General features: G+C 74.8%; 12 protein-coding genes. 10 read left to right on the plus strand and 2 right to left on the minus strand.

Annotated elements, in window-relative coordinates; translation table 11 throughout:
* Nucleotides 1–82: 82 nt before the first annotated feature.
* Nucleotides 83–646, minus strand: a complete 564-nt coding sequence (locus ACFXAM_RS21205) for a CGNR zinc finger domain-containing protein (RefSeq protein WP_380293443.1) — start codon at nt 644–646, stop codon at nt 83–85.
* Between the two features lie 42 nt (nt 647–688).
* Nucleotides 689–2,335, minus strand: coding sequence for an ABC-F family ATP-binding cassette domain-containing protein (locus tag ACFXAM_RS21210; protein ID WP_380293445.1), 1,647 nt, complete (start codon nt 2,333–2,335; stop codon nt 689–691).
* Nucleotides 2,336–2,697: 362 nt separating this feature from the next.
* On the opposite strand from ACFXAM_RS21210, the gene ACFXAM_RS21215 reads away from it, so the two are divergent.
* From ACFXAM_RS21215 to ACFXAM_RS21260, 10 genes are all read left to right on the plus strand, one after another.
* Complete coding sequence (locus ACFXAM_RS21215; RefSeq protein WP_380293447.1) at nt 2,698–2,892, plus strand: hypothetical protein; 195 nt, start codon at nt 2,698–2,700, stop codon at nt 2,890–2,892.
* 117 nt (nt 2,893–3,009) lie between these two features.
* Entirely contained in the window at nt 3,010–4,692 is a 1,683-nt protein-coding gene (locus tag ACFXAM_RS21220) for a hydrogenase maturation protein (protein ID WP_380293463.1), read from the plus strand.
* 132 nt (nt 4,693–4,824) lie between these two features.
* Complete coding sequence (locus tag ACFXAM_RS21225; protein WP_380293449.1) at nt 4,825–5,880, plus strand: hydrogenase expression protein HypE; 1,056 nt, start codon at nt 4,825–4,827, stop codon at nt 5,878–5,880.
* Between the two features lie 85 nt (nt 5,881–5,965).
* Nucleotides 5,966–7,750 (plus strand): nickel-dependent hydrogenase large subunit, encoded by a 1,785-nt coding sequence (locus ACFXAM_RS21230; protein ID WP_380293451.1) that lies wholly within the window; start codon nt 5,966–5,968, stop codon nt 7,748–7,750.
* Nucleotides 7,747–8,229, plus strand: coding sequence for a thioredoxin (locus tag ACFXAM_RS21235; RefSeq protein ID WP_380293453.1), 483 nt, complete (start codon nt 7,747–7,749; stop codon nt 8,227–8,229). Before ACFXAM_RS21230 ends, ACFXAM_RS21235 begins: the two co-directional genes overlap by 4 nt.
* Nucleotides 8,226–8,879 carry a DUF5947 family protein gene (locus ACFXAM_RS21240; RefSeq protein WP_380293455.1) on the plus strand — a complete coding sequence of 218 codons (654 nt, stop codon included), beginning with the start codon at nt 8,226–8,228 and terminating at the stop codon, nt 8,877–8,879. The genes ACFXAM_RS21235 and ACFXAM_RS21240 overlap by 4 nt, the downstream gene beginning before the upstream one ends.
* Entirely contained in the window at nt 8,876–9,520 is a 645-nt protein-coding gene (locus ACFXAM_RS21245; protein WP_380293457.1) for a DUF6084 family protein, read from the plus strand. Before ACFXAM_RS21240 ends, ACFXAM_RS21245 begins: the two co-directional genes overlap by 4 nt.
* Nucleotides 9,517–10,890, plus strand: coding sequence for a hypothetical protein (locus ACFXAM_RS21250; RefSeq protein WP_380293459.1), 1,374 nt, complete (start codon nt 9,517–9,519; stop codon nt 10,888–10,890). Before ACFXAM_RS21245 ends, ACFXAM_RS21250 begins: the two co-directional genes overlap by 4 nt.
* Nucleotides 10,887–11,393, plus strand: a complete 507-nt coding sequence (locus tag ACFXAM_RS21255) for a hydrogenase maturation protease (RefSeq protein WP_380293461.1) — start codon at nt 10,887–10,889, stop codon at nt 11,391–11,393. Before ACFXAM_RS21250 ends, ACFXAM_RS21255 begins: the two co-directional genes overlap by 4 nt.
* On the plus strand, nt 11,390–11,491 hold the full coding sequence (locus ACFXAM_RS21260; RefSeq protein ID WP_380283557.1) for a DUF6893 family small protein: 102 nt from the start codon (nt 11,390–11,392) through the stop codon (nt 11,489–11,491). The genes ACFXAM_RS21255 and ACFXAM_RS21260 overlap by 4 nt, the downstream gene beginning before the upstream one ends.
* Nucleotides 11,492–11,644: the final 153 nt, after the last annotated feature.

Raw genomic sequence — 11,644 nt, forward strand, 5'->3', positions numbered from 1 at the left:
CCCTGCGCGGGACCCGCGCCATGCCGCAAGCCCCCCGGCCGGTTCACGGCCGGGCCGAGGGGCGGTGTCGTCCGGCCGGGACTCAGCGCAGGCCGGCGGGGGCGGCGGTCTTCTTCCGCGCGCGGTAGGCGGCCGCCTTGATCTTGTTGCCGCAGGACTCCATGCCGCACCACTGGCGCCGCATGCCCCGGGAGCGGTCGATGTAGATCCGGGTGCACTCCGGGTTGCCGCACTCCTTCAGCAGCGGCACGTCGGGCCCGCTGAGGAGTTCGACGGCCTGCCGGGCGACGGTCGCCAGCGCCTGTTCCGGGGTCGCCTCGTTGTGCCGCCCGGCCACCGTGAGCTGCGGGGTCACCGGGGTCTTGCGGGCGGCGGCATTGAGCACGGCCAGCGCCTCGCGGTCGAACTCCTCCCCGGCGACCCGGTTGGTGACCAGCCGGTAGACGGCCTCGCGCACCGTCCTCGCCTCCCGGACGTCGCGTTCGTCGCCCGGGGTGATCGTGTCCACCAGCCCGCTGTCGAGGTACCAGGCGTTCAGCCGCTCCGGCGTCACGAACATCTCGAAGCGGACCGTGCGCCGGGCGCGGAGGGTGGCCGCGAAGTCCAGGGCCGGGTGCCCGCACACGAAGACATGGTCGAGATTCACATCACCATGCTGACAGGTGACTGTGACCGGCGCAAGGAAAGGTCACCGCACCCCCGGGGTCAGCCGGAGTTCACGCCCCCGCCACCGTCGGCGCAGCCAGCGGTCGTGGCTCGCCAGCACGATCGCGCCCGGGCCGCTGCCCAGCGCCTCCTCCAACTCGTCGCACAGGCGCGGGGACAGGTGGTTGGTGGGCTCGTCGAGCAGCAGCAACTGCGGCGGGCGGGCCACCAGCAGCGCCAGCGCGAGCCGCCGCCGCTGGCCGACGGAGAGCCGGCCGACCGGCTTGTCCCGGTCCGCCGGGTCCAGCAGCCCGAGCGAGTCCAGCGGCACCCGCTCGGCCCGCGCCGCTCCCAGCGCCAGCCGGTAGGTGTCCTCGACGGTGCACTCCGGCCGCTCGAACACGGTGTCCTGGGCGAGCAGCCCCACCGTGAGCCGGGGCCGGCGGCGCACCTCGCCCTCGGCGGCGACCAGACCGGCGAGCACGGCGAGCAGCGTCGACTTCCCCGCGCCGTTGCCGCCGGTGACCAGCAGCCGGTCGCCGGCCCGCACCTCCAGGGTGGCCGGCGCGAGCCGGCCCGTCACCCGGACCTCCCGCAGGGCCACCAGCGGCCCCGGGTCGTCCGCGGCCCCCGTCCCCTCCGGGGGCGCGGCGGCCAGCGCCGGGGCCGCGAACCGCAGCGGACGCGGCGGCTCGGGGACCTGGGCGCGCTCCAGCTCCTCCAGCCGCCGCGCGGCGTCCCGCACCCGGCGGGAGATCTGGTTCTGCACCCGGCCCGCCCGGTGGCCGTAGCCCATCTTCTCGTTGTCGCGCCGCCCCCGGTCCGGCGCGACCCGGTGCGCGGTGACGCCCGCCTGCCGGCGCAGCTCCGCCAGCTCCTGCTGCTCCTCGGCGAACCGCCGCTCCCAGCGCTCGCGTTCGGCTCGCCCGGCCGCCAGGTACGCGCTGTAGCCGCCGCCGTGGCGGACCGGTCCGTCCACCGCCGGGTCGAGGTCGATCAGCTCGGTGCAGACCGCGTCCAGGAACGCCCGGTCGTGGCTGGCGGCCACCACCGCGCCGGGCAGGGCGCGCAGGTGCTCCTCCAGGAAGGCGGCGGCCCGGTCGTCGAGGTGGTTGGTCGGCTCGTCCAGCAGCAGCGCCGACGGGCGGCGCACCAGCAGCGCGGCGAGGGCGAGCCGGCCGCGCTGGCCGCCGGAGAGCGAGCCGAGGGCGCGGTCGTGGGCGACCCCGCCCAGGCCGAGGCCCTCCAGGATCAGCGCCGCGCGCCGGTCGGCGTCCCAGGAGTCCCGGTGCCGGGCCTGCTCCAGGCGCCGGCCGTAGGCGTCGAGGAGTTCCCGGTGACCGGGGGAGTCCTCCGGGACGCGGGCGAGCTCGATGCCGAGCCGGTCGAGTTCGGCGAGGTCGGCGCGGGCCTCGCGCAGCGCCTCGTCGAGCACGGCGGCGACGGTCGAGCCGGCGGCGAAGGGCAGCTCCTGGTGCAGGAAGCCGAGGTCGGCGGGGCGCGTGACGCTTCCCCCGTCGGGTTCGTCCACGCCGGCGAGCACCCTCAGCAGGGTGGACTTCCCGGCGCCGTTCTCCCCGATCAGGCCGATGCGCCGGCCGGGGGAGGCGGTGAGGTGGACGCCGTCGAGGACGCGTCGGCCCGCGAGGTTGCGGACCAGGTCACGGGCGAGCAGGGCGGAGTGGGGCACGGGGAACCTCGGGACGGCTGCGGGCAGCGGGACGGAACCACCGCTGCCCGGGGGCGGGCACGGAGCGGGACACGACGGAACGGACCACGCCGCCGGCGCTTCCACACGCCGGCCGGTGGCCGTCGACTCCGGTTCTCACCCGGAGATGTCGTCGTCACCCGCCATGTCCGCCACTCCTCGCTCAAAGGTCCTGGGCCCTCGGAGCGTAACAGCTGCGCCCGACACCCGCGACGGCCGAGGGACGCGCCGGGCCGCCGCGCCGCCCGCCCGGCCGGCACCCGGGCCGGAAGCATGCAGTCACCGCCTTGACAGGTGACGAACGGGGGCGCATCCTGAGACCGTTCCCGACCCGGAGGGTGGTCATGAGCAGCGAACGCACCGACGATCCCGCCGCCGGAGCGAGGCTCGCCCGCTTCGGCCGCCTCCCCGAGCGCATCCGCTTCGAGGACATGACGCAGGAGGTGCCGGCCGCACCGGAGGACGGCAACGGCGGCGCCTACGACCCCGACGGCGCCTTCCGGTTCTACAACTGCCTGGCCGTCGACTTCGGCCTGTAGGCCCTCCGCGGCCCGGCCCGCCGCCCGGGTGACCCGGCGGAGCGGCGTGGCGGGCCCCGGCGCGCCCGGGGGAGATGATCACCGCGTCCACGGGTGCCCACACCGCCGGAGGCGCAGATGCGGATCCTGCTCGTCGCGAGCGCGTTCAACAGCCTCACCCAGCGCGTCCACGCCGAACTGCGGGACCGCCGTCACACGGTGGAGGTCCACCTCGCCACCGCGGGCGACGAGCCGCTGCGGGCGGCGGTGCGCGGCTTCGCCCCCGACCTGGTGATCGCGCCGATGCTCACCACGGCGCTGCCGCGCGACGTCTGGTCGGCCGTCACCTGCCTGATCGTGCACCCGGGCCCGCCGGGCGACCGCGGCCCGTCCGCCCTCGACTGGGCGATCCACGAGGACGCACCCCTCTGGGGCGTGACGGTGCTCCAGGCCGACGAGCTGATGGACGCCGGCCCCGTCTGGGCCTCGGCGCCCTGCCCGCTGCCGCCCGTCGCCAAGAGCGACCTCTACCGCAACGAGGTCTCCGACGCCGCCGTCGAGGCGGTGCTGCGGGCGGTGCGGCGCTTCGCCTCCGGCACCCACACCCCCCGCCCGCAGAGCGGCCCCGACTGGCGGGCGCCCGACCACACCCGGCCCTTCCTGCGCCAGGAGGTGCGGCGGATCGACTGGGCGCGCGACACCACCGACACGGTGGTGCTCAAGCTGCGGGCCGCCGACTCCCGGCCCGGCGTGCTGGACGAACTGCTCGGCGGCGCCTGGTACCTGCACGGCGGCCACCCCGAACGGGCGCTGCGCGGGCGCCCCGGCGAGCTGCTGGCCACCCGGGCCGGGGCGCTGTGCCGGGCGACCCGCGACGGCGCGGTGTGGATCCCCGAGCTGCGCCGGCGCCGCACCCCCGGCGGGCCCGCCACCTTCAAGCTGCCCGCCGTCACCGCCCTCGGCGACGCGCTGCCCGCGCTGCCGGAGCTGCCCGCCCCGGTGATGCCGGCCGGGGACGACCCGGTCTGGTCGGACATCCGCTACCGCGAGGACGGGCCGGTCGGCTTCCTGCGCTTCTCCTTCCCCGGCGGCGCGATGAGCACCGGCCACTGCCGCCGTCTGCTCGACGCCTACCGCTTCGCACTGACCCGCCCGACCGCCGTCCTGGTGCTCGGGGGCGGTCGCGACTTCTTCTCCAACGGTATCCACCTCAACGTGATCGAGGCCGCCGCCGACCCGGCGGCCGAGTCCTGGGCCAACATCAACGCCATCGACGACCTGGTCGAGGCGGTCCTCACCAGCACCGACCGCCTGGTGGTCGCCGCCCTCGGCGGCAACGCGGCGGCCGGCGGGGTGATGCTGGCGCTGGCCGCCGACGAGGTCTGGTGCCGGCGGGGTTCCGTGCTCAACCCGCACTACCGGCTGATGGGACTGCACGGCTCGGAGTACTGGACGTACAGCCTGCCGCGCCGGGTGGGCGCGGCGCAGGCCGCGAGGCTCACCGGAGCCGCCCTGCCGGTGAGCGCCGCGGCCGCCCTGCGGGCCGGGCTGGTCGACCGGGTCCTGCCCTGCACCCCGCAGGAGTTCGGGCCCGCGGCCGCCCGCCTCGCCCGGCTGACCGCCGCCTCGCCGACGGTGTACGGCCGGATCGCCGCGAAGAAGGCCGCCCGGGAGGCCGACGAGCGCGTCCGGCCGCTCGCCGACCACCGGACGGCGGAGCTGGCCGTGATGCACCGCCAGTTCTTCGACCCGCAGGCGCCCTACCACGCGCTGCGCTCCGCCTTCGTCCGCAAGCTGCCCGCCCCCGCCCCCCGGGCGTGACCCGGACGGACCACCCGGATTGCGGCCGTTCGGACGCTCCGTCCGGCTCCGTGGACCGGCGGGACCGGCCGGGGGCTGTTATGACGGTTCTGAGCCATTTCGTCCGGCTCCCAGTTCCGAGGAGGCATCCTCATGGGTGCTGCAGCAACGAACGCCACCGACACCGACGTGGTGCACATTCTCTGGATCAACGCGGGTCTGAGCTGCGACGGCGACTCGGTCGCGCTGACCGCCGCCATGCAGCCGAGCATCGAGGAGATCGTCACCGGCGCGCTGCCGGGCCTGCCGAAGGTCGCGGTGCACTGGCCGCTGATCGACTTCGAGTGCGGCCCGGTCCAGGGCGCCGACAACTTCGTCGAGTGGTTCTTCAAGGCGGACCGCGGCGAGCTCGACCCGTTCGTCCTGGTCGTCGAGGGGTCCATCCCGAACGAGCGGATCAAGGAGGAGGGCTACTGGTGCGGCTTCGGCGACGATCCGGAGACCGGTCAGCCGATCACCACCAGTGAGTGGCTGGACCGCCTCGCCCCCAAGGCCACCGCGGTCGTCGCCATCGGCACCTGCGCCACCTACGGCGGCATCCACGCCATGGAGGGCAACCCGACCGGTGCCATGGGCGTGCCCGACTACCTCGGATGGGGGTGGAAGTCCAAGGCGGGCCTGCCGATCGTCTGCGTGCCCGGCTGCCCCATCCAGCCCGACAACTTCGCCGAGACCCTGACCTACCTGCTCTACCAGCTGGCCGGCTCGGCGCCGATGATCCCGCTGGACGACAAGCTGCGGCCGCTCTGGCTGTTCGGCGCCACCGTGCACGAGGGCTGCGACCGCGGCGGCTACTACGAGCAGGGGCAGTTCGCCACCGACTACGGCACCCCCGAGTGCCTGGTGCGGCTCGGCTGCTGGGGCCCGGTCGTCAAGTGCAACGTCACCAAGCGCGGCTGGATCAACGGCATCGGCGGCTGCCCGAACGTCGGCGGCATCTGCATCGCCTGCACCATGCCCGGCTTCCCCGACAAGTTCATGCCGTTCATGGACCCGCCGCCCGGCTCGACCGTCTCCACCAAGGTCAGCCGGTCCTACGGCTCGGTGATCCGGCGGCTGCGCGCGATCACCCTCAAGACGCTCGACGAGGAACCCCGGTGGCGCCACACCGGGCACACCCTGACCACCGGCTACCGCCCGCCGCGGTGACCGGACGGGCCGCCGCGCGCACCGTGCGCGGCGGCCCCGCCGCCGCACCCCCTCCCCGCCTCCAGAGAAGGGCACGACAGAGACGATGACAGCGACGAGCAGGGCGGCCGGGGACGGCAGCGGCCTGGTGGAGATGTCCTGGGACCCGATCACCCGGATCGTGGGCAGCCTGGGCATCCACACGAAGATCGACTTCAAGCAGAAGAAGGTCGCGGAGTGCTACAGCACCTCCTCGGTGTTCCGCGGCTACAGCGTCTTCATGCGGGGCAAGGACCCCCGCGACGCCCACTTCATCACCAGCCGCATCTGCGGCATCTGCGGCGACAACCACGCCACCTGCTCGGTCTACGCGCAGAACATGGCGTACGGCGTGAAGCCGCCCCACCTCGGCGAGTGGATCATCAACCTCGGCGAGGCCGCCGAGTACATGTTCGACCACAACATCTTCCAGGAGAACCTGGTCGGGGTGGACTACTGCGAGAAGATGGTCCGCGAGACCAACCCCGGCGTGCTGGAGCGCGCCGAGCGCACCGAGGCCCCGCACGCCGGCGACCACGGCTACCGCACGATCGCCGACATCATGCGCGCGCTCAACCCCATCGAGGGCGAGTTCTACCGCGAGGCGCTCCAGGTCAGCCGCTACACCCGGGAGATGTTCTGCCTGATGGAGGGCCGCCACGTGCACCCCTCCACGCTCTACCCGGGCGGGGTCGGCACGGTCGCCACCGTCCAGCTGTTCACCGACTACCTGACCCGGCTGATGCGCTACGTGGAGTTCATGAAGAAGGTCGTGCCGCTCCACGACGACCTCTTCGACTTCTTCTACGAGGCGCTGCCCGGCTACGAGGAGGTCGGCCGCCGGCGCGTCCTGCTCGGCTGCTGGGGCAGCCTCAACGACCCCGACCACTGCGACTTCACCTACCGCAACATGACCGACTGGGGCCGGAAGATGTTCGTCACCCCCGGTGTGGTGGTCGACGGCAAGCTGGTCACCAACGACCTCACCCGGATCAACCTCGGCATCCGCATCCTGCTCGGCAGCTCCTACTACCGGGACTGGCAGGGCGAGGAGCTCTTCGTCACCCACGACCCGCTCGGCAACCCGGTCGACCCCCGCCACCCCTGGAACCAGCACACCATCCCCGCCCCGCAGAAGCGCGACTTCGACGACAAGTACAGCTGGGTGATGTCCCCGCGCTGGTTCGACGGCACCGAGCACCTCGCCCTGGACACCGGCGGCGGCCCGATCGCCCGGCTCTGGTCCACCGCCCTGTCCGGGCTGGTCGACATCGGCTACGTCAAGGCCACCGGCCACAGCGTGCGGATCAACCTGCCGCGCTCGATGACCAAGCCGGAGACCACCTTCGAGTGGAAGATCCCGCAGTGGAGCAACGCCCTCGAACGCAACCGCGCCCGCACCTACTTCCAGGCCTACGCGGCCGCCTGCGCCCTGCACTTCGCGGAGAAGGCGCTGGACGAGGTCCGGGCCGGGCGCAGCCAGACCTGGGAGCGCTTCGAGGTGCCGGACGAGTCCATCGGCTGCGGCTTCACCGAGGCCGTGCGCGGCGTCCTGTCCCACCACATGGTGATCCGCGACGGGAAGATCGCCAACTACCACCCGTACCCGCCGACCCCGTGGAACGCCAGCGTGCGCGACAGCCACGGCACGCCCGGGCCCTACGAGGACGCCGTGCAGAACACCCCGATCTTCGAGGAGAACCCGCCGGACAGCTTCAAGGGCATCGACATCATGCGGGCCGTGCGCAGCTTCGACCCCTGTCTGCCCTGCGGCGTGCACATGTACGTCGGCGACGGGCGGACCGTGCAGCAGATGCACGTGCCCACCGGCCTGAGCGGACTCACCGCATGACGGCCGAACAGACCGGCCGGCGCGTCCAGGAGACCCTGGACCGGCTCGACCGGATCGGCGGCGACGGGGCGGCCCAGCAGGCCGGCGAACAACTGGTGCGCGACCTCATGGACTTCTACCACGACGGCCTCGCCCGGATCGTCGGCGCGCTGCCCGCGCCCGCCCTCGCCGCGCTGCTGGACGACCCGGCCGTCGCCGCCCTGCTCGTCCTGCACGACCTGCACCCCGAGGACACCACCGCCCGGATCCACCGGGCGCTCGCCGCACTGCCCGGGACGGTCGAGGCGGCCGGCTTCGACCCCGCCACCGGCACCGCCCGGCTGCGCCGCACCGGCGGCGGCTGCGGCTGCTCCGAGGAGGACATCGAGGCCCAGCTCGCCTGCCACGCCCCCGAGGTGACCACCCTGGTGTTCGAGAGCGCCCCCCGGCTGCTGCAGATCGGCACCCGCCCGGGCGAGCCGGCCGAGGCCGCCCGGTGAGCGCCCGCCGACTCGCCCGCCCCGGCACCGCCCTGCTGCACCGGCTGCGCGAGCCCGTACCGCCGCAGCCCGAGCGCTGCGCCTTCTGCGGCCAGGGCGTCCCCGCGTCCCACCGGCACCTGGTGGACACCGAGGAGCAGAACCTCACCTGCGTCTGCACCGCCTGCGCGCTGCTGTTCCGCCGGCCCGGCGCGGCCGGCGGCCGCTACCGGCACGTCCCCGACCGCCACCTCACCGACCCCGACCCCGGTCACCGGATCGACGAGCGGGCCTGGGCGGCCCTCGGCATCCCGGTCGGCACCGCCTTCCTCTTCCGCAACGCCCGCCAGGAGCGGCTCGTGCTGCTCTACCCCGGCCCCGGCGGGGCCACCGAGAGCGAACCGGACGAGGCCGCCTGGCAGGCCGCCCTCGGCGGCAGCCGGCTCGCCGCCGTCCTGGAACCCGACGTGGAGGCGCTGCTGCTGCGCCGCACCGACGCCGGGATCCACTGCCTGCTGGTGCCGATCGACACCTGCTACGAACTGGTCGGCCGGCTGCGGCGCTGCTGGAAGGGGTTCGACGGCGGGGCCGAGGCCCGGGCCGAACTCGACGCCTTCTTCGCCCGGCTCGCCGAACGCGCCCGGCCGCTGCGAGAGGACGGACCCCGGTGACCCCGCTCGCCTTCACCTGCACCGCCGTCCGCGCGGCCGAGCACGCCGCCGGGCCCACCCTGCTGTTCCGGCTGCGGATCACCGCGCCGCCCGGGGCCCGGGTGCACGCCCTGGCCCTGCGCTGCCAACTGCGCATCGAGCCCGCCCGGCGCGGCTACGCCGAGGCGGAGGCCGGCCGGCTCGCCGACCTGTTCGGCGAGCGCGCGCGCTGGGGCACCACCCTCCACCCCGTGGAGTTCGCCCAGGTGCCGCTGATGGTCCCCGGCTTCACCGGCGAGACCGAGCTCGACCTGCCCGTCCCCTGCACCTACGACCAGGACGTCGCCGCCGCCCGCTACCTCAGGGCCCTGGACGACGGCGAGGTCCCGCTGCTGCTGCTGTTCTCCGGCACCGCCTTCGCCGGCCCCGGCGGCTTCCAGGTCTCCCCGGTGCCCTGGGACCGGGAGGCCACCGTGCGGATGCCGGTACGGGTGTGGCGCGAGGCGATCGACCGGCACTTCCCCGGCTGCGGCTGGCTGCGGCTGCCCGAGGACCTGATGGACGCGCTGCTCGCCTACCGCTCGCGCCGCGCCCTGCCGTCCTGGGAGGCGACCGTGCGCGCGCTGCTGGCCGGCGCCGAGGTCGGGGAGGCGGCCCGGTGACCGCCCCCGGCCCCGCCTTCACCCCCGAGATCGAGGCCAGGTTCGCCCAGGCCCGGCAGATCGCCGACGCCGTGCTGTTCGAGGGCTACGTGCTCTACCCCTACCGGGCCTCCGCGGCGAAGAACCGACTGCGCTGGCAGTTCGGCGTGCTCGTCCCGCCGGGCTACGGCGCGGACAGCGGCGAGCACTTCCACCAGCGCACCGAATGCCTGATGGAGCCGCGCCCCGGCGACCGGCTGGCCGTCGAGCTGCGCTTCCTGCGGGCCCGGCGGCGCACCGTCGAACGCGCCCTGCCCCGCGGCGGCTACGAGGAGACCGCCGAACTGGAGCTCGCCGACCGGGTCCTGGTGCCGTGGGACGAGGGCGTCGAGGAACGCGTCGAGCTCGTGGTGCCGGTCGGGGAACTGGCGGGCGAGGTGGTGCGGCCCTTCCACCTCCCGGCCGGCCGGGAGGTGGAGGTGCTGCGCGCGGACGGCGCCGTCGCCGGGCGGCTGCTGCGCCGCTGGGAGCGCACCGACGGCCTGCTCCGGCTGACCGCCCGTGACGTGCCCGGTCCCTACCCGGTGCGGCTGCTGACCGCCGTGGTGGAGAACACCACCGACTGGGCGCCGCGGCCGGAGGACGGGCGGGACACCGCGCTGGCGCGCTCGCTGGTCTCGGCGCACCTGCTGCTGGGGCTCGACCACGGCGCCTTCCTGTCGCCGACCGACCCGCCCGAGTGGGCGCGGGCCGCCGCCGGGCAGTGCCGCAACGAGCACACCTGGCCGGTGCTGGCGGGCCCGCCCGGCCGCGACCGGGTGGTGCTCTCCTCGCCGATCATCCTGGAGGACCACCCCGCCATCGCCCCCGAAAGCCCCGGCGCGCTCTACGACGCCACCGAGATCGACGAGATCCTCGCCCTGCGCACCGCCGCCCTGACCGACCGCGAGAAGCGTGAGGCCCGGGGCACCGACGAGCGGGCCGGCGCGGTGATCGACCTCGCCGACTCGATGCCCCCGGAGGTGCTGGAGCGGCTGCACGGCGCCGTCCGGGGCCTGCGCGGGATCACCGGCAACGCGCCCGGGCAGCCCTGGTGGGACCCGGGCGACGATCCGGAGGTCGACCCGGACCGCGACCGGGTCCTGGTCGACGGCCGCGAGGTCGGCGCCGGAAGCCGGGTCCTGCTGCGGCCGGGACGGCGGCGCACCGACGCCCAGGACCTCTTCCTGGCCGGGCGCACCGCCGTGGTCGAGGCCGTGCTGCACGACGTCGACGGCTCGGTGCACCTGGCGGTCACCCTGGAGGACGACCCGGGCGCGGACCTGTGGCGCGCCCAGGGCCGCTACCGGTACTTCCAGCCCGACGAGATCACCCCGCTGGAGGCGCCGTGACGCGGTCAAGGGTGCTGGTCGCCGGGGTGGGCAACATCTTCCTCGGTGACGACGGCTTCGGGGTGGAGACCGTGCGGCGGCTGCGCGAGCACCCGCTGCCGGCCGGCGTCGAACTGCTCGACGTCGGCGTGCGCGGGGTCCATCTGGCCTACCAACTCCTCGACGGCTACCGGATGCTGGTGCTCGTCGACGCCACCGCCCGCGGTGGCGAGCCGGGCACGGTGTACCTCGTCGAGGCGGACGCCGGGCCGGTGGAGGCGCCCGTCCTGGACGGGCACCGGATGGGCCCGGACGCCGTGCTCGCGCTGCTCGGCACACTCGCCGCGGGAACGGGCGGATCCCCGCCCGACCGGGTCCTCGTGGTGGGCTGCGAGCCGCAGTCGCTGGAGGAGGGGATCGGACTGAGCGCACCGGTGGCCGCCGCCGTCGAGGAGGCGGTCCGGCTGGTCCTGCGGACCGTCGGTGCGCCGGAGCTGACCGAGAGAGAGGTCTCACCGTCATGAGGAAGCTGCTGTGCGCGGCCGTGCTGGCCGCCGTCGTGGCCCTGGTCGTGCAGAACCTGGACGACCTGAAGCGCTATCTGCGCATCCGCCGGATGTGAACGGCGCGTTGGTGCGTCCGGCGTAGTCCCGGGCGCGGGGGGGGCGCGGCGGCGGGCCCCAGCCGCCCCCCCGGCCAGGAATGGGGCCGGTTGCCACCCCGCCCGGAACCGGGCCCCAGCCCCCGATGTAGATCGCGACGGCCCGGGTCGAAC

The organism is Kitasatospora sp. NPDC059462, from assembly GCF_042749955.1.
Classification (GTDB): Bacteria; Actinomycetota; Actinomycetes; order Streptomycetales; family Streptomycetaceae; genus Kitasatospora.